Origin of the sequence: Salmonella sp. NW177, assembly GCF_051811585.1 — a bacterium.
Classification (GTDB): Bacteria; Pseudomonadota; Gammaproteobacteria; order Enterobacterales; family Enterobacteriaceae; genus Salmonella; species Salmonella enterica.
On the sequence record NZ_JAMMZV010000003.1, the window covers coordinates 455952 to 474584 of the forward strand.

Annotated in this window: 16 protein-coding genes and 1 pseudogene; 5 read left to right on the forward strand and 12 right to left on the reverse strand. The window is 53.1% G+C overall.

The genetic code is table 11. From position 1 onward, the window contains the following. The first annotated feature begins 100 nt into the window (after window positions 1-100). From glnS to chiQ, 3 genes are all read left to right on the forward strand, one after another. Window positions 101-1768 carry a glutamine--tRNA ligase gene (gene glnS / locus NA986_RS12510; protein ID WP_001287186.1) on the forward strand — a complete coding sequence of 556 codons (1668 nt, stop codon included), beginning with the start codon at window positions 101-103 and terminating at the stop codon, window positions 1766-1768. A 660-nt stretch (window positions 1769-2428) separates the two neighbouring features. Further along, window positions 2429-3835 (forward strand): chitoporin ChiP, encoded by a 1407-nt coding sequence (gene chiP, locus NA986_RS12515; RefSeq protein ID WP_001258803.1) that lies wholly within the window; start codon window positions 2429-2431, stop codon window positions 3833-3835. Window positions 3836-3884: 49 nt separating this feature from the next. Next, window positions 3885-4217 carry a ChiQ/YbfN family lipoprotein gene (chiQ, locus tag NA986_RS12520; RefSeq protein WP_000722260.1) on the forward strand — a complete coding sequence of 111 codons (333 nt, stop codon included), beginning with the start codon at window positions 3885-3887 and terminating at the stop codon, window positions 4215-4217. A 48-nt stretch (window positions 4218-4265) separates the two neighbouring features. Here the strand turns inward: chiQ and tcuC are convergent, their stop codons facing one another. The 9 genes and pseudogenes from tcuC to ybfF all read right to left on the reverse strand — a co-directional run bounded on the left by tcuC (window position 4266) and on the right by ybfF (window position 11901). Then, window positions 4266-5570, reverse strand: coding sequence for a tricarballylate/proton symporter TcuC (gene tcuC / locus NA986_RS12525; protein ID WP_000057014.1), 1305 nt, complete (start codon window positions 5568-5570; stop codon window positions 4266-4268). 50 nt (window positions 5571-5620) lie between these two features. After that, the gene (gene tcuB, locus NA986_RS12530) at window positions 5621-6760 is read right to left on the reverse strand and encodes a tricarballylate utilization protein TcuB (RefSeq protein ID WP_023216388.1); all 1140 of its coding nucleotides are present in this window, start codon (window positions 6758-6760) and stop codon (window positions 5621-5623) included. Next, window positions 6747-8150 (reverse strand): FAD-dependent tricarballylate dehydrogenase TcuA, encoded by a 1404-nt coding sequence (gene tcuA, locus NA986_RS12535; protein WP_000228705.1) that lies wholly within the window; start codon window positions 8148-8150, stop codon window positions 6747-6749. The genes tcuB and tcuA overlap by 14 nt, the downstream gene beginning before the upstream one ends. Window positions 8151-8247: 97 nt before the next feature. Continuing rightward, entirely contained in the window at window positions 8248-9174 is a 927-nt protein-coding gene (tcuR, locus tag NA986_RS12540) for a tricarballylate utilization LysR family transcriptional regulator TcuR (RefSeq protein ID WP_000423371.1), read from the reverse strand. A 114-nt stretch (window positions 9175-9288) separates the two neighbouring features. Further along, window positions 9289-9741: a ferric iron uptake transcriptional regulator gene (fur, locus tag NA986_RS12545; RefSeq protein WP_000131699.1), complete on the reverse strand. Its 453-nt coding sequence runs from the start codon at window positions 9739-9741 to the stop codon at window positions 9289-9291. Then, window positions 9734-9819 (reverse strand): annotated as a pseudogene (locus NA986_RS12550) (fur leader peptide). The gene fur and the pseudogene NA986_RS12550 overlap by 8 nt, the downstream one beginning before the upstream one ends. A gap of 203 nt (window positions 9820-10022) precedes the next feature. Continuing rightward, window positions 10023-10553, reverse strand: coding sequence for a flavodoxin FldA (fldA, locus tag NA986_RS12555; protein WP_001018621.1), 531 nt, complete (start codon window positions 10551-10553; stop codon window positions 10023-10025). Between the two features lie 150 nt (window positions 10554-10703). After that, a complete protein-coding gene (ybfE, locus tag NA986_RS12560; RefSeq protein ID WP_001040939.1) occupies window positions 10704-10997 on the reverse strand; it encodes a LexA regulated protein in 294 nt (97 codons plus the stop codon). Window positions 10998-11130: 133 nt separating this feature from the next. Further along, window positions 11131-11901 (reverse strand): esterase, encoded by a 771-nt coding sequence (gene ybfF / locus NA986_RS12565; RefSeq protein WP_000773245.1) that lies wholly within the window; start codon window positions 11899-11901, stop codon window positions 11131-11133. 184 nt (window positions 11902-12085) lie between these two features. Between ybfF and seqA the strand changes: the two genes are divergently transcribed. Both seqA and pgm read left to right on the forward strand, forming a co-directional pair. Beyond that, window positions 12086-12628, forward strand: coding sequence for a replication initiation negative regulator SeqA (gene seqA, locus NA986_RS12570; protein WP_000848395.1), 543 nt, complete (start codon window positions 12086-12088; stop codon window positions 12626-12628). A gap of 24 nt (window positions 12629-12652) precedes the next feature. Further along, on the forward strand, window positions 12653-14293 hold the full coding sequence (pgm, locus tag NA986_RS12575; RefSeq protein ID WP_000974387.1) for a phosphoglucomutase (alpha-D-glucose-1,6-bisphosphate-dependent): 1641 nt from the start codon (window positions 12653-12655) through the stop codon (window positions 14291-14293). Window positions 14294-14407: 114 nt separating this feature from the next. On the opposite strand, the gene NA986_RS12580 is transcribed toward pgm, so the two are convergent. The 3 genes from NA986_RS12580 to speF all read right to left on the reverse strand — a co-directional run bounded on the left by NA986_RS12580 (window position 14408) and on the right by speF (window position 18472). Beyond that, entirely contained in the window at window positions 14408-14893 is a 486-nt protein-coding gene (locus NA986_RS12580; protein WP_000070056.1) for a pyridoxamine 5'-phosphate oxidase family protein, read from the reverse strand. 64 nt (window positions 14894-14957) lie between these two features. Continuing rightward, window positions 14958-16277: a putrescine-ornithine antiporter gene (gene potE / locus NA986_RS12585; protein ID WP_000042658.1), complete on the reverse strand. Its 1320-nt coding sequence runs from the start codon at window positions 16275-16277 to the stop codon at window positions 14958-14960. Beyond that, on the reverse strand, window positions 16274-18472 hold the full coding sequence (gene speF, locus NA986_RS12590) for an ornithine decarboxylase SpeF (protein WP_070793907.1): 2199 nt from the start codon (window positions 18470-18472) through the stop codon (window positions 16274-16276). The genes potE and speF overlap by 4 nt, the downstream gene beginning before the upstream one ends. Window positions 18473-18633 lie beyond the last annotated feature (161 nt).

Sequence of the window (18633 nt, forward strand, 5' to 3'; positions counted from 1 at the left end):
TTTCTGCTAAGCCACTTTTTAAGTAACTAAAGGTTGTCAGTCTGTCCGGCTTATAAGATCATATGCCGTTATACGTTGTTTACGCTTTGAGGAATCCACGATGAGTGAGGCTGAAGCCCGCCCGACTAACTTTATTCGTCAGATTATTGATGAAGATCTGGCGAGTGGTAAACATACCACTGTCCATACCCGTTTTCCGCCGGAGCCGAATGGCTATCTGCACATCGGCCACGCGAAATCTATCTGCCTGAACTTTGGCATCGCGCAAGATTATCAGGGCCAGTGCAACCTGCGTTTCGATGACACTAACCCGGTAAAAGAAGATATCGAGTACGTTGATTCGATCAAAAACGACGTCGAGTGGTTAGGCTTTCACTGGTCTGGCGATATTCGCTACTCCTCCGATTACTTTGACCAACTGCACGCCTATGCGGTCGAGCTCATCAATAAAGGCCTGGCCTACGTTGATGAGCTGACGCCGGAGCAGATCCGCGAATACCGCGGTACGCTGACCGCGCCGGGTAAAAACAGCCCGTTCCGCGATCGCAGCGTGGAAGAAAACCTCGCGCTATTTGAAAAAATGCGTACCGGCGGTTTTGAAGAGGGTAAAGCCTGTCTGCGCGCTAAAATCGACATGGCGTCGCCGTTTATCGTGATGCGCGATCCGGTGCTGTATCGCATTAAATTCGCCGAGCATCATCAGACCGGCACGAAGTGGTGCATCTATCCGATGTACGACTTTACTCACTGCATCAGCGATGCGCTGGAAGGCATTACTCATTCTCTGTGTACGCTGGAGTTCCAGGATAACCGTCGTCTGTACGACTGGGTGCTGGACAACATCACCATTCCGGTTCACCCGCGCCAGTACGAATTCTCGCGGCTGAATCTGGAATACACCGTGATGTCCAAGCGTAAGCTGAACCTGCTGGTGACCGACAAACACGTCGAAGGCTGGGATGATCCGCGTATGCCGACTATTTCCGGTCTGCGCCGTCGCGGCTATACCGCGGCTTCTATTCGTGAGTTCTGCAAACGCATCGGCGTCACCAAGCAGGACAACACCATTGAGATGGCGTCGCTGGAATCCTGCATTCGCGAAGATCTGAACGAAAATGCGCCGCGCGCAATGGCGGTAATCGATCCGGTAAAACTGGTTATCGAAAACTACCCGCAGGGTGAGAGCGAAATGGTTACCATGCCTAACCATCCGAATAAACCGGAGATGGGCAGCCGTGAAGTGCCGTTTAGCGGTGAGATCTGGATCGATCGCGCAGATTTCCGCGAAGAAGCGAACAAACAGTACAAGCGTCTGGTGATGGGCAAAGAAGTGCGTCTGCGTAATGCCTACGTCATTAAAGCGGAGCGCGTAGAGAAGGATGCCGAAGGGAATATCACCACCATCTTCTGTACCTATGATGCCGATACGCTGAGTAAAGATCCGGCTGACGGGCGTAAAGTGAAAGGCGTAATCCACTGGGTTAGCGCAGCACATGCGCTGCCGATTGAAATTCGTCTCTACGACCGTCTGTTCAGCGTGCCGAATCCAGGCGCCGCGGAGGACTTCCTGTCTGTTATCAACCCCGAATCATTAGTGATTAAGCAGGGGTATGGCGAGCCGTCGCTGAAAGCGGCGGTAGCAGGAAAAGCTTTCCAGTTTGAACGTGAAGGCTACTTCTGCCTCGACAGCCGCTATGCAACGGCCGATAAGCTGGTCTTTAACCGCACCGTGGGCCTGCGTGATACCTGGGCGAAAGCGGGCGAGTAAGCACTGCGCCAATAGGCGAATGCTGTAAAAATACCTTGTCAACGCCGCGTTCTGCGGCGTTTTTTCTCTGCATTTCCAAGAGCCTATCCCATTAGGGCTATTTTACTTGCCATTTTGGACCTGGGCAGTGCTCGCCAAAACGCGTTAGCGTTTTGAACGCCGCTTGCGGCGGCCCGAAGGGCGAGCGTAGCGAGTCAAACCTCACGTACTACGTGTACGCTCCGGTTTTTGCGCGCTGTCCGTGTCCAAACTGGCTGCGCCAATAACGCCTGGTGGGATAGGCTCTAAGTCGATTCTCTTTTTTGCGAGGCGAATTAATTATTCTCTGAAAATTATTGATCTGATAAATGATTATTAATCTAAATGTTATAAGCGTCAGGTCAACAGGAGACAATTATTTTCATGCCTATGGAAAACAAGTCAATTTTCTTTCTGGCGGTCTGCTTCCCCCACCAGCAGTCGAATGTAACAGAAAGCAATTAAATATGTGCGGTTGCTCATATTATTACATACTGGTTACAGAAAGAGATTGATAATTCGCATCGCGAAAAATAGTCTATTTAACGTAGTAAATGAGGTTTCTCAGCGCTACTTTTTATTTTTATTTTTTCGCTGTTCGCTTTTGTCGGCAGCAATTTATACGTCAAAGAGGATTAACTTATGCGTACGTTTAGTGGCAAACGTAGTACGCTGGCTCTGGCTATCGCCGGTATCACAGCAATGTCGGGGTGGATCGTTGTTCCGCAGGCGCAAGCCTCCGGCTTTTTCGACGACTCCACGTTAACGGGCGGCATCTATTATTGGCAGCGTGAACGCGATCGCAAAGATGTGACCGACGGCGACAAATATAAAACTAACCTTTCTCATGCGACCTGGAACGCTAACCTGGATTTTCAGTCTGGTTACGCTGCGGATATGTTCGGTCTGGATATCGCGGCGTTTACCGCGATTGAAATGGCAGAAAACGGCGACAGCGGTCATCCAAACGAAATTGCCTTCTCGAAAAAGAATAAAGGCTACGACGAAGACTATTCCGGCGATAAGAGCGGTATCAGTCTTTATAAAGCCGCCGCGAAATTTAAATATGGCCCGGTCTGGGCGCGCGCCGGTTATATTCAGCCTACCGGTCAGACGCTGTTAGCGCCGCACTGGAGTTTTATGCCGGGTACTTATCAGGGTGCGGAAGCCGGCGCCAGTTTTGACTATGGCGATGCGGGCGCGTTAAGTTTTTCCTACATGTGGACTAACGAATATAAAGCGCCGTGGCATACCGAAATGGATAAGTTTTATCAGGCGGATAAAAAAACCAATGTAGATTATCTCCACTCCATCGGCGCGAAGTACGACTTCAAAAATGATCTGGTGCTGGAAGCGGCGTTTGGTCAGTCCGAAGGCTATGTCGATCAATATTTCGCGAAGGCCAGCTATAAATTTGATTTAGGCGGCAATCCGTTCACCACCAGTTACCAGTTCTACGGCGCGCGCGACAAAGTAGACGATCGCAGCGTGAATGACATTTACGACGGTACGGCCTGGCTGCAGGCGTTGACCTTCGGCTACAAAGTCGCGGAAGTGGTTGACCTGCGTCTGGAAGGCACCTGGGTGAAAGCGGACGGTCAGCAGGGCTATTTTCTGCAACGTATGACGCCAACCTACGCCTCTTCAAACGGTCGTCTGGATATCTGGTGGGATAACCGCTCCGACTTTAACGCTAACGGTGAAAAGGCGGTTTTCTTCGGCGCGATGTATGACCTGAAAAACTGGAATCTGCCGGGCTGGGCTGTGGGCGCGTCTTACGTTTACGCCTGGGATGCCAAACCGGCAACCTGGCAAAGTAACCCGGATGCTTACTACGACAAAAACCGCACTATCGAAGAGTCCTCATACAGTCTGGATGCGGTTTATACCCTGCAGGAGGGGCGTGCCAAAGGCACCATGTTCAAGCTGCACTTCACCGAATATGACAACCACTCCAATATTCCAAGCTGGGGCGGTGGTTACGGCAACATCTTCCAGGATGAGCGTGACGTGAAATTTATTGTTATTGCGCCATTCACTATTTTCTGATGTCAGATGCGGCAGGCTGCCGGTCTGCCGCGCTGTTGAGGAACGACCTATGAAAAAAATTTTACTCATCGCCAGCATGACCGCCGGTTTGACGGCCTGCGCGTCATCACCCGCGCCGGAAGAAGATAGTCGGCTGAAAGAGGCGTACAGCGCCTGTATCAATACCGCACAGGGCTCGCCTGAGAAGATAGAGGCCTGCCAAAGCGTGCTGAATGTCCTTAAAAAAGAGCGTAAACATCAGCAATTTGCTAACGAAGAAAGCGTGCGGGTACTGGACTATCAGCAGTGCATTCAGGCGACGCGCACGGGTAACGATCAGGCGGTCAAGGCTGACTGCGATAAGGTCTGGCAGGAAATTCGCAGTCATAATAACGTGCAATAAAACCCTGCCTTGCCACCCACGGGCGAATGTTTTCCGCCCGTGGTTTTTTCAGGCTTTATTTTCTGCCGCGATATAGCCGCGACTCAGACGTACAAACAGCATCGCCGTCGCGGCAAGTCCACATAACGCTGCGCACATCAGCCACCAGCCGGGCGAGCTTTTATCGCCGGTTAACTTTACCAGCGCGGTAGAGATGGCCGGCGTCAGGCCGCCAAAAATCGCCGTCGCCAGGCTAAAGGCCAGCGAGAAACCAACGGTACGCACATAGACTGGCATCACTTCGGTTAACGCCGCGACCATTGCGCCGTTATACATGCCAAAAAAGAAAGAGAACCACAGCAGTACCAGCGTCATGCGGGTAAAGTCGGGCGCGGCGGTCAGCCACTGCATGACGGGCCAGGTGGTGATCAGCGCCAGCAACGTAATGCCCATTAACACGGCGCGACGGCCAATCCGGTCGGAAATCGCGCCGCCAATGGGTAACCAGATAAAATTGGACACCCCCACCAACATGGTGACGATCAAACTGTCCCGCGCGCTGAGATTAAGCACGGTTCTGCCATAGGTCGGCGTATAAACGGTGATAAAATAAAACGTTGTGGTGGTCATCGCCACCAGCAGCGTTCCGGCCGTAATAATGCGCCAGTTTTTGGCGATAGTTGCAAAAATTTCCCTGGTGTCGGGGCGATGCTTGCGTTGTAAAAACGCCTCTGTTTCTTGTAATGAACGACGTAAAACAAAAATCAGCGGAATGATCATACAGCCGATAAAGAACGGAATTCGCCAGCCCCACTCCGATATCGCGTCGTGTCCCAGCGTGATATTCAGGCTATAACCAATCAACGCGGCGACAACGATCGCGACCTGCTGACTGGCGGATTGCCAGCTGGTATAAAACCCTTTATTGCCTGGCGTTGCGATTTCGGACAGATAGACCGAGACGCCGCCTAACTCAACGCCCGCAGAAAATCCTTGTAATAACCGGCCCAACAGCACCAACGCAGGCGCTGCCAGGCCGATCGTTTGGTAGCCGGGGACGAGGGCGATGAGCAACGTACCGCAGCCCATAATCGCCAGCGTCACCATCAGCCCTTTACGGCGTCCGATTCTGTCAATATAGGCGCCAAGCACAATCGCGCCGACGGGGCGCATTAAAAAACCGGAGCCAAAGACGGCAAAGGTCAACATTAATGAGGCAAATTCGCTTTCCGCCGGAAAAAACGTTCTGGCGATATAGGTGGCGTAAAATCCGAACAAGAAAAAATCAAACTGTTCAAGAAAATTGCCGCTTGTCACGCGCAGTATTGCGCCGAACGTGCCGGCGCGCGATGTTGCAGGTGTGTGTTGTGCCATAGGGTTTGCTCTCCACTGTCTTTATTGTTTTATGGGTAAGATGTTGCGGGTCAGTTGCCTGTATTCCCCGCATGTTTTCCGCGTCGCTTCTCAACTGCCCATTTGAGTAAGGCCGCGCAGCGGAAAAATCCGTGGGCGAATTTTCCGTAGGGAAGGGTGAGAAAGAGCGCCATCACCACGCCTAAATGGAGCGCCAGCAGTATGCCCATTCCGCTGGTGTCTCTGCCTGCCAGCAGCGCCAGCCCGGTAAGGCTGGTTAAGAACAGCAGCAGAATAAAGCCGCGATCCATGGGTTTCTGGCGCGCATCGCCATGTAACGGCGACCGCCGCAGATTGAGCCACAGTAGCCCGGCCGGGCCGATAAGCAGGCCGATACCGCCCAGCGTGCCGAGCATGACCGGCAGGCTAAAGAACGGGTAGGGCGCTTCCCAACCGGCGACGTAGTGATAGCCCGTCGCCACGACCGTGGCGGCAAAACAGAGCATAAAACCGTAGAAGGTAAAGTGATGAAAGCGACGGCGCAGCAGCGTGAACGCATCGTCCGCTTCGTTACAGCCTTTGCCGTGACCGCCGTCGAGATATTTCAGCGTTAACGCATTGTGCGACGCTTCCGCAATCTCCGCCGAACGCGGTACCCCCGGCGAGATCTCACGCCAGAAGCGGATTACGCCCGCCATAAGCAAACCGATTGCCAGCACAAAAACTGAGCCAAACATCCATGCCAGCAGGCTATGCGGAAAAATTTGATAGAAGTCACCGGCCAGCGGCGGATGAATCAGCGACCCTTTCAGCGCCATCGCCAGTAATAAAAAGAGCGTCAGACCGACTATCAGCGCCAGCGCGACGGTAATCCCCGCCCGACGGTATAACGCGCCAAAAGCGGCGGGCTGGGCATACTGTTGATATGTCTCCAGGCGGGCTTGCGCCATCGCTTTCGGCACGTTAATGGCAAATTCATGGGGCGGCGCATACTGGCACGCGTGCAGGCAGGCGCCGCAGTTATGACATAAATTCGCCAGATAATGAATATCGGCTTTACCGAATTCGAGCCGCTGGGTCATCGCCGGAAATACCGCGCAAAAACCTTCGCAGTAGCGACACGCGTTACACACTTGCATGACGCGTTCGACCTCGGCTTCCGGTTCGGTAAGCACGGTGGCCTCAATGATTAATTTTTCAAGCTGTTTCATGCTGCGCCTCCTTGTGCGCCGCGCGAGCGGCTTCTATTCCCGCAATGCGGCCAAAGGTTGTGCCGATAGACATGCCTACGCCTGCGGTATACCCCTTGCCCAGAACATTTCCTGCCATCATCTCGCCAGCAACAAATAGGTTGCGGCTTGGATGACCGGCAAAATGCACCGCGGCACGTTCATTGACTTTCAGGCCCAGGTAGGTAAACGTGATGCCGGGTCGCAGCGCATAACCGTAGTAGGGCGGCGCATCAAGCGGGCGCGCCCAGTGGGTTTTCGCCGGCGTCAGGTTTTTAGTAGCGCAGTCATCAAGCAAGGTATGATCAAAATGACCGGGTTGGCAGGCCTGGTTATACTGCGTGACGGTATGGGTAAATTTTTCCGCGTCCAGCCCCAACTGGCAGGCCAGTTCAGCCAGCGTATTGGCCTGCGCGCCAGGAAAAACCGGCGGCATAAAGTGGCCGATGGCTTTGCTGTCAATAATCGAATAGCCAATTTGTCCTGGCTGTTGAGCCACCAGCCGCCCCCAAATGGCGTAACGCTTCGGCCAGAAATCTTCGCCTTCATCATAAAAACGTTCGGCGTCGCGATTCACGACAATACCCAGCGATACGCAATCCACGCGAGTACAAATACCGCCGTCGTACAGCGGCGCCCTGGCATCAATCGCTACGCAGTGCGACTGGGACGGATCGCCAATGATATCCGCGCCGGCATCCATCATAAATTTGAGTAATACGCCCTGGTTAAAACGCGTGCCGCGAATCAGGAAATTATCCGCGGGCCATTCGCCGCGGGCGTTTTCTCCCCAGGCCTCCCGCAGCCATTCACGGTTTGATTCGAAACCGCCAGCCGCTAATACGCAGGCTTTGGCGGTAATACGTTCGCTACCCGCCAGCGCTGCCACGAATTCGCCGTCATGAAGTTCAAGCGCGTGAACCGGCGTGTTATAGCGAATCTGTACGCCCAGCCGTTCGGCGCTACGGTAATAGGCATTGACGAGCGCTTTCCCGCCGCCCATAAAAAACGCATTGGTGCGCGCAACGTGGAGCGCCCCAGATAGTGGCGGTTGAAAGTTAACGCCATGTTTGCGCATCCAGTCGCGGCATTGCGAAGAGGTGCGAATGACCAGCCGCGCCAGCGCCTCGTTGGTGTTGCCGTCGGTGACTCGCCACAGATCCTGCCAGAATTCCTCTTCAGGATAGCTTTCTACCAGCACATCCTGCGGCGCATCATGCATACAGCGCAGGTTTCGTGTGTGCTGAGAATTTCCGCCGCGCCATTCCCGCGGGGCAGCCTCCAGCAGCAGAACCGATGCGCCCGCTTCCCGTGCGGTCAGGGCGGCGCATAATGCGGCATTGCCTCCGCCTATCACCAGTACATCAACCATCTTATACTCCCGTACCATTTAACTATTTGTTAAATTTGTAATTGAAATGTATACGGATAAATAAGCGGCGCGCTATCAGGTAGCGCTAAACAGGGGTTTAGTAAGCGTAAAGGGTTGCGCCTGGCCATTCACCGGCGTCGACTAACTGACGCATAACTTTGGTAAGGACTACTCTGGCGGCAAGGCCAGCGGGCGTCAGTTCATCATCCGACAGGCTGACTAAAAAATTGGGGCGGCTGAGTACCGGATTATGGACGCCGATCACGCGTAGCGCGTCGTTATCCAGATGAGAAATCGCCGCGCCGGGCTGCAACGTGGCGCCAAGACCGTCGCGCACGGCGCGCATCAACAACGCCAGGCCGTCAATTTCCGCGACGATTTCAACGTTAAGCGCATGTTCCTGGCAGACAGCGTCCAGCCTGCCGCGCAGCCCATGTCCCTGGCTTGGCATAATGAGCGGAATGCCTGCCAGTTGTTCAGGTGTGATCGGGTTATCAGGAAGCGCCGCCAGCAGGGCATGGGAGCCAATCAGAAAAAGCTGTTCTTCAAGGATCGGTCTGGCGCTCCAGCGCAGGATTTTATCTTTTTGAAAGACAACGGCTAAATCAATCTGGCGGGTATTGATCATTCTTTCCAGATTACCGGACAAGCTTTCCACCACATGCAGTCGGACATCGGCATAGTTTTCCTGCATGGCATGGATAAACGGTATACCCAGTATGGAGGCGGTACTGGGAGCCATTCCTACGCTCACATGACCGGAAAGGCGCGCTTCTCTGGCGGCGAGAATTGCGTCGTCGGCATGACGCAGGGCGAGTTGCGCCTGTGAATAAAAGGCCAGCCCGGCGTTGGTTGGCGTTACGCCGCGCGAAGTGCGCTGCAGCAGACGGATGGCAAGCTCGTTTTCCAGACGGGACATCTGTTGACTTAATGCTGAAACGCCAATATCAAGATCCTGTGCGGCGCTGCCCATACTGCCGGTTTCAATAATACGCACGAAATAGCGTAACTGGCGAAGCTCCATTCCTGCTCTCCTGAGATGCGATAGCGTTTTTTACATTAAATCAACATCAAGCGGCAGGAAAGAGGAGGATATAAAAAAGCCAACCGGGCGGTTGGCTCTTCGAAAGATTTACACTTATTTAGTCGCGTCATCGTGCGCGTGCTCGTCTTCGCGGCAGTCGCCTTCAGCGCAGTGGCCGTAAAGATAGAGGCTGTGATTAGTTAAACGAATACCGTGTTTCGCCGCAATTTCACGCTGGCGCGCTTCAATAGAGTCATCACTAAATTCAATCACTTTTCCGCAGTCAAGGCAGATAAGATGGTCGTGATGATGCTGTTGCGTCAGTTCAAAAACGGATTTACCGCCTTCAAAATTATGGCGGGTCACGATACCGGCATCGTCAAACTGGTTCAGCACACGGTATACGGTTGCCAGACCGATTTCTTCACCCATGTCGATCAGGCGTTTGTATAAATCTTCCGCACTGACGTGATGGTTATCTGGTTCCTGAAGAACTTCCAGAATTTTTAAACGAGGAAGCGTTACTTTCAGGCCAGCCTTCTTTAATGCGGTATTGTTGTCAGTCATGCGGAATCTGTCCTGTTGCTAAACGATTCACTTCATTAGAGAAGTGACAGAAATTGCACTCAAGATAATGCGTATCATTATAGGACTGCCATGCCGAAATGAAAACCGCAAGTCTCTCGCAGATATTAATAAAACTGTGGTTTTGCCTGCAAATTTTGGCGCCACCTGATTACACCCGGACATTGTACAGGGATGGGTGCGAAAGTTACAAATTTGTAGCAATTATTTTGATTGGTCTTGTCTATTGATGCGGCGCAGATATAACGCTGCGCCGCATAAGATTAGGCGTTGAGGATGTCGTCGAGGTGCAATTCAGCCGAAACTTGCTTAACCCATTTTTCAACACGCTCGGCGGTCAGTTCAGGCTGACGGTCTTCGTCAATCGCCAGACCGACAAAATGATCGTCGTCAGCCAGACCTTTAGAGGCTTCAAAATGATAGCCTGCGGTTGGCCAGTGACCCACAATTGTGGCGCCGCGCGGCTCAATAATGTCGCGAATCGTGCCCAGCGCATCACAGAAGTATTCCGCGTAGTCTTCCTGATCGCCACAGCCAAACAGCGCCACCAGCTTACCGTTAAAGTCAATCTCTTCGAGAGTCGGGAAGAAGTCATCCCAGTCACATTGCGCTTCGCCATAGTACCAGGTTGGGATGCCCAGCAGCAGAATGTCATACCCTTCCAGGTCTTCTTTACTGCTTTTTGCAATGTCATGCACATCGGCAACGTCTTTACCAAGCTGTTTTTGAATCATTTTTGCGATATTTTCGGTATTACCGGTGTCGCTGCCGAAAAAGATGCCAGTGATTGCCATGAGTAAAATAACCTCTTGAAACTTATTGAAATGGTGGTGGCGAATTGCCCACGGATAAGGGCAATCATAGCAGAACAGGCAGATATGCGGAAACAGCAATCACGCGGGACTGCACGCTCTGCTACACGAAATATGAAACAAAACTTATTTTCAGACTAAACCCTGGCCGCGCAGCGCCATAAGCTGCTTCATTAATATTTCTTCAATGAGCTCGCTGCGGCTAATGTTGCGCGCTTCGGCCAGCTCATTCAGCGCGTCAACCGCTTGTGCGTTGAGTTTTAATTCGACACGCTTGAGGCCACGAACTTTGTCGCGTTTTAACTGGTTGCGCTTGTTGATGCGTAACTGTTCATCGCGCGAAAGCGGATTCGTTTTAGGTCGTCCCGGGCGACGCTCGTGCGCGAACAGATCTAATGTCGTACGGTCCGTTTGTTCTTTGGCCATGATTTTGGTGACTTCGGGGGAAACAATCAGCCAGGCTTATGCCCGGATGGATAGCGCGCCATCATACATCAGCGAGGAAGCGACGCCAACGCCCGCGCGCGTAATCGCGCACAGGCGATGAGTTTTTAATCAGTTAGCGTTTATCGTGCAGATAACGGCGGATGGCGCGCAGAACCGCCTCTGGTTTTTCAGCATGTACCCAGTGGCCCGCGCCGGCGATCACATGCGCGCGCGCCAGAGGGAATTGCGCCAGCAGCGCGTCGCGGTACGCTTCGGTCACGTACGGCGAGTTACCGCCTGGAATAAACAGCGCCGGATGTTCCCAGGGCGGAATGGTTTCCCAGCCGACGATATGCGGATACTGCTCCCATAATACCGGAACATTAAAACGCCATTCGCCTTCAGCCCAGGATTTTAACAGAAACTGGATCACGCCTTCTTCGTTGAGGTGTTGGCGCATAATCCCTGCCGCCTGTTGGCGGGATGTCGCGTCGGATTCGCTGACGGCATTAATGGCCGCGAAAATGCGATCGTGGCGGCGAACGTGATAATCCACGGGGGCGATATCAATCGCGACCAGACGATCGATGCGATCGGGCGCCAGCGCCGTCAGCGCCATTACCGCTTTTCCGCCCATGGAATGACCAATAAACGTCGCTTTTTCAATCTGCTGCGCGTCAAGCGTATCCAGAAGATCCTGGGCCATTGCCGGATAATCCATGACCGGATCGCGCGGCGATAAACCATGATTGCGCATATCGACCTGAATAATGTCGTGATCGGTCACCAGATCCCGCGCCAGTACGCCGAGGTTGTCCAGGCTGCCAAACAGACCATGAACGAGAACGATGGGGGAATTATTGTGCAGGTTTTGTGCAGATTGCGCTCGGATGTTTAATTTCATGGCAAAGTTCTTTTTTTCGCTCTGTCGGGTTAGGGTATTATGTTGACCATTCTGCCACTGGGCTGCAACCTCTAAGGTTTACTCCGAGTTTTTTTGTCAGCCGGGCTTAACGCTATCCGCTGTTGGGATTTGTTCCTATAATCCCAATGACTTGTATTCAGCAAAGACATCGCACTGGATTAAGATGAAAACGATTGAAGTTGATGATGAACTCTATAGCTATATTGCCAGCCACACCAAGCATATCGGCGAGAGCGCATCCGACATTTTACGGCGTATGTTGAAGTTTTCCGCCACGACACAGCCAACGGCTTCAGCGGTGAAGGGGACGCCTGCGGCGCAACCCGTTGCCGAAGCGAAACCGGTTAACCCGGTAAAAGACAAAGTTCGCGCGATGCGTGAGCTGTTGTTGTCTGACGAATATGCCGAGCAGAAAAAAGCGGTCAACCGCTTTATGCTGATTCTGACTACACTCTATTCACTGGATCACCACGCGTTTGCGGAGGCGACGGAGTCGTTGCATGGCCGCACGCGCGTCTATTTTGCGGCGGATGAACAAACGCTGCTGAAAAATGGGAATCAAACTAAACCTAAGCACGTTCCCGGCACGCCGTACTGGGTGATCACCAACACCAACACCGGCCGTAAATGCAGCATGATCGAACACATCATGCAGTCAATGCAATTCCCGGCGGAATTGATTGAAAAGGTTTGCGGAACAATTTAATCCTTGCATTAGAAGGACCAGGCAATGGCAATCCACAACCGCGCAGGACAACCCGCGCAACAGAGTGATTTGATTAACGTCGCCCAACTGACGGCGCAGTATTATGTACTGAAACCGGAGGCAGGGAATGCAGAACATGCCGTGAAATTTGGCACTTCCGGCCATCGCGGCAGCGCAGGTCGTCACAGTTTCAACGAACCGCATATTCTGGCGATCGCCCAGGCGATTGCTGAAGAGCGGGCGAAAAATGGCATTACCGGCCCCTGCTATGTAGGGAAAGACACCCATGCGCTCTCGGAACCGGCCTTCATTTCCGTGCTGGAAGTGCTGGCGGCAAACGGCGTAGACGTTATCGTGCAGGAAAATAATGGCTTTACGCCAACGCCTGCCGTGTCAAATGCTATCCTGGTCCATAACAAAAAAGGCGGCCCGCTGGCTGATGGTATTGTCATTACGCCGTCGCACAACCCGCCGGAAGATGGCGGTATTAAATATAATCCGCCCAATGGCGGCCCGGCGGATACCAACGTCACTAAAGTGGTAGAAGATCGCGCCAATGCGCTGCTGGCGGGCGGCCTGCAAGGCGTTAAGCGCATCTCTCTGGATGCGGCAATGGCCTCGGGCCACGTTAAAGCGGTAGATCTGGTGCAGCCATTTGTCGAAGGGCTGGCGGATATCGTTGATATGGCGGCGATTCAGAAAGCCGGTCTGACGCTGGGTGTCGATCCGCTGGGCGGCTCCGGTATTGAATACTGGAAACGTATCGCTGAGCATTACAAACTTAACCTGACGTTAGTTAACGATCAGGTTGATCAAACCTTCCGCTTTATGCACCTTGATAAAGATGGCGCGATCCGTATGGATTGCTCCTCCGAATGCGCGATGGCGGGTTTGCTGGCGCTGCGTGACAAGTTTGACCTGGCCTTCGCCAACGACCCGGACTACGACCGTCATGGCATCGTGACGCCTGCAGGGCTGATGAACCCGAACCATTATCTGGCGGTCGCCATTAACTATCTGTTCCAGCATCGTCCTCTGTGGGGCAAAGACGTGGCTGTCGGTAAAACGCTGGTCTCTTCCGCGATGATTGACCGCGTGGTGAATGATTTGGGACGCAAGCTGGTAGAAGTGCCGGTTGGCTTCAAATGGTTTGTTGACGGTTTGTTCGACGGCAGCTTTGGTTTCGGCGGGGAAGAGAGCGCGGGCGCTTCGTTCCTGCGTTTCGACGGTACGCCGTGGTCTACCGATAAAGACGGTATCATCATGTGCCTGCTGGCGGCGGAAATCACCGCCGTTACCGGGAAAAACCCGCAAGAGCATTACAATGAACTGGCAGCGCGTTTTGGCGCGCCGAGCTATAACCGTCTGCAGGCGAGCGCGACCTCCGCGCAGAAAGCGGCATTGTCTAAACTGTCTCCGGAAATGGTCAGCGCCAGCACGCTGGCAGGCGACCCGATCACCGCGCGTCTTACCGCAGCGCCGGGTAATGGCGCATCGATTGGCGGCCTGAAGGTAATGACCGATAACGGCTGGTTCGCCGCGCGTCCATCCGGTACGGAAGACGCTTACAAGATCTATTGCGAAAGCTTCCTGGGGGAAGAACATCGCAAGCAGATTGAGAAAGAAGCCGTTGAAATCGTTAGCGAAGTATTGAAAAACGCCTGATGGGCGATATGGAAGAAAAAGGAGCCTTACGGCTCCTTTTTTGTATTAACGGCGCTGCGCTTATCAGGCCTGTAAATCGCCTCCAGGCCGGATAAGGCGCTTGTGATATCTGACTTATTCGCTCTGAGTCGCCAGATGTCGGCGGCAGGTGAGGGCGTCGCATTCAATACGCACCACGCAAACCGCTTTCATCATATCTTCCCGATAACTGAAGGTTTTTCCCGGATCGGTCTGACGCATAATGACGTCCAGGCCGTAGCGCATCTCCTCGCGTGTTTGCAATATCGATGCCAGTCCGGTGGCGAAAACGCTGGTGTAGGCGTAGCTATAATCACAGGGGTCATCGGCACGTAGTAATGCATGGTCGCCGTCCATTTCAATGCATACTGCCGGGTTCTTACGTAACAGACGCATCTTTTTCCCGGTGCGTGCGCCGTGAAAATAAAATATCCAGCGTCCGTTCTGATACTCGTAGCCAAAATTTACGGGGACAACATACGGACAGAGATTGTCGTTAAACCCTATCCGACACACTTCGTGTTTACTGAGAATAGCCAGTATTTCTGCTATATCAGTGACTTCCCGTTCTGGATTACTCATTTCTATTATCTTATTCAAAGAGTGAAAATGCCCGGACTAGCGTTACCGCAGCCCGGGCGCGCCATCAGCCGTGTTTATTTTTCAATTCAAAACGCGGTGAGACCAGGCCGTATAACGTCCAGCCGAGGAAGGTCACAATTGAGCCGTACAGCATGGCTTCTTCACCGGAGGAATATAGCGCGTAGAAGCTATACATGGCGCCAACGAAGGCCACGAAGTTAGCGACTTTCGCTTTTGATGACGGCACATTCGCCATTTTCTGAATGATAACCAGCGCGGCCATCGACAGAATATACGGAATAATGTTCGTCACCACCGCCAGGTTAACCAGGACGTTAAACTGACTATTCAGCGACGGGCTAATGGTCATCAGCGACAGGCCAGTCTGAATAATCACAATAATCAACATCCCCTGAACCGGCGCGTCGACTTTCGTTACACGAGAGAAGACTTTCGGGAAATAGCCTTCGTCAGCGGAGGATTTAAAGACTTGAGCGATAGTGAACTGCCAGCCCAGCAGCGAGCCGCAGCAGGACATTACCATCAGCGCCATGATCACTTTACCTACCGCAGGCGTGAACATCTGTGCAAACGCCAGACCAAACGGTGCCGTGGAGTTCGCCAGATCCATGTTCGGCACAATCCCGGCAATCACGTTAGTCGAAACGATATAGATGACCGCCGCGCCCAGCGTACCGCCCAGTACCGCAATGGGGACGTTCTTTTCCGGATTCTCGACCACGTCTGCGTTGGCGCAGGCGGATTCCAGTCCAAGAAATGCCCACAACGTCATGGCGATGGAAGAACCGACCGCGCTAAAGAACGGAACATGGTGCGGGTTCCATGACGCTACGTACATGCTGGGGCTAAACCAGAACCAGCCAATGATGCACAGGCCGACAACCGGAATGATGACGCCCCAGACGGTAACGCTACTGATCTGTCCGGTAATACGCGCGCCGCCAAAGTTTGCGATAGTACAAACCCACAATACGGCGATAGTCGCCAGGCCGATCTGGAGCGGCGTCAGCGCGGCGCCGAACAGTTCGGTGCCATAGCCGACAGCAGAGATGGCGATAGCCACGTTGGCGATCAGCAGCGAGACGCCGTAGGTATAGTTCGCCATAAAGTTGCCGGATTTACCGAAGGCATATTCGGCGTAACCGCCCATGCCGCCGGATTTACGGCTAAACATACCGCATTTCGCAAACGCCCAGGCCAGCGCCATCGAGCCGACGGCGGTGACCAGCCAGGAGATAATGGATATCGTGCCGACTTCAGACAGTTTGGTCGGTAGCATGATGATCCCGGAGCCCATCATGTTGACCATAGTCAGAATTGTGAGCTGCACGACACCCATTTTATTGGATTTAGGTTTACTCATAATTTTTCCTCCTTCAGCAGGGAGCGCTGCGCGTCACGAGGTTTAATGACGTAGCACCAGACCTGCTTACGGCCGTCGTGTTCTTCGATATAAACGCCCTGCAGTTCAGGCGCAAAGCCCGGCAGCAGGTTGATCCCTTCTTCCAGGGCGCTGAAGTAACGCAGGACAGAACCGCCCCAGATTTCACCCGGGACTACACACAGCACTCCCGGCGGGTAAGGCAGAGCGCCTTCAGCCGCGATACGACCTTCCGCTTCCGGCAGGCGAACCAGTTCGACCTCGCCGCGCAGATAGGCATAGTTGGCCTCTTGCGGCTTCATACTGACTTTCGGGAAATGCGATTTACGGAACATCTCTTTTTGCAGCTGTTTCACGTTGTGCCGCGCATAGAGATCGTGCATCTCCTGGCAAAGCTGACGCAGGGTATAGCCGGCATAACGCGCTTCATGCTGTTTGTAGATGGACGGTAATACTTCCGCTAACGGCGCATCAGCTTCCAGCAGTTTTTCGAAACGAGCCAGCAGGGCGACAAGCTGTTGTAACTTCGCCATGTCTTCTGCCGGCGTCAGCAGGAACAGAATGGAGTTGAGGTCGCATTTTTCCGGCACAACGCCGTTCTCGCGCAGGAAGTTGGCGAGGATCGTGGCAGGAACGCCAAAGTCTTCATATTCGCCGCTCGCTGCATTAATGCCCGGTGTAGTGAGCAGCAGTTTGCAAGGGTCGACAAAGTACTGATGTTCGGCATAGCCTTCAAACGCATGCCAGTGTTCTCCCGGAACGAAGTGGAAGAAGCGCAGATCGCTGGCGATCTCTGATGTCGGGTATGACTGCCACGGCTTACCATCAATCAGTTCCGGTACGAACGGACGGATGTGATGACAGTTTTCGAGGATCAATTTACGTGCATCGATGCCGTTAACCACGCAATCCATCCACATATTGCGACCGCTGACGCCTTCGTGCATTTTGGCGTTAACGTCCAGCGCGGCGAACAGCGGATAGAACGGGCTAGTGGAGGCGTGCATCATAAAGGCGTTGTTCATGCGCTTATGCGGAACGTAGCGCGATTGCCCTTTGATATGGCTATCTTTTTTATGGATCTGCGAGGTCTGGGAGAAACCGGCTTGTTGTTTGTGAACGGACTGCGTCACCAGAATACCCGGATCGTTTTCGTTCAGTTCCAGCAGCAGCGGCGAACAATCGGCCATCATCGGAATAAATTGTTCATAGCCGACCCAGGCGGAGTCAAACAGGATGTAGTCGCACAGATGACCAATTTTATCGACGACCTGACGGGCGTTATAAATGGTACCGTCGTAGGTGCCTAACTGGATGACGGCCAGACGGAATGGACGTGCTTCGCGGGCACGCTGCGGCGCGACTTCGCTAATCAGCTCGCGCAGGTAATCTTCTTCGAAGCAGTGAGCGTCGATCCCGCCGATAAAACCATACGGGTTACGCGCGGTTTCCAGATAAACTGGCGTTGCGCCCGCCTGCAATAATGCGCCGTGGTGGTTAGATTTGTGGTTGTTACGGTCAAACAGTACCAGATCGCCCGGCGTTAACAGCGCGTTGAGTACGACTTTGTTAGAGGAGGAGGTCCCGTTCAGCACAAAGTAGGTCTTATCGGCGTTAAAGACTTTCGCCGCATGTTGCTGCGCAATGCAAGGCGCGCCTTCGTGAATCAGCAGATCGCCCATCGCCACGTCCGCGTTGCATAGGTCGGAGCGGAAGAGCGTTTCGCCAAAGTATTCCACGAACTGATTACCGGCAGGATGACGGCGGAAGAATTCGCCGCCCTGATGTCCCGGGCAGTCAAATGCGCTGTTGCCCTGGTTGACATAATCCACCAGCGCGCGGAAAAACGGCGGACGTAACTGCGTTTCGTAGTGGCTTGCTGCGGTTTCCAACTGGCGACCATAGAAGGCAGTACGGGATTCATTATATTCGAATACACCAGAGATACGCGGCAAATACTCAGGCGGTACGCGTCCTTCGTCATGAGTCGCGACAAACACGGGAATACCGTAACCCGTTGCGTCGATTTCATCGAGTTTTCCGTGTTCAATGTCGTCGATGGATAACACGATGGCAGCCACGTCGATGAAACGACTCTCATCAACATTTACAATATTACGGTGTGTAGAAAAACAATCCGGGCAATGACGGCTAACGGCAATTTTTAATTCTGACATTTTTCATCTCTTTATTTCAGGTAATAGCAGGCCCTCAATTTCTCGCATGAGAAACTGATTCTTCCGGAAAAAAATCAAAGCTATCCCGCTGATAAAAAAATCAGTAAATTAGCTTTATTTTAGATGTAATAAATCCCAACCCGTCCGGTTGCAGGAAATTC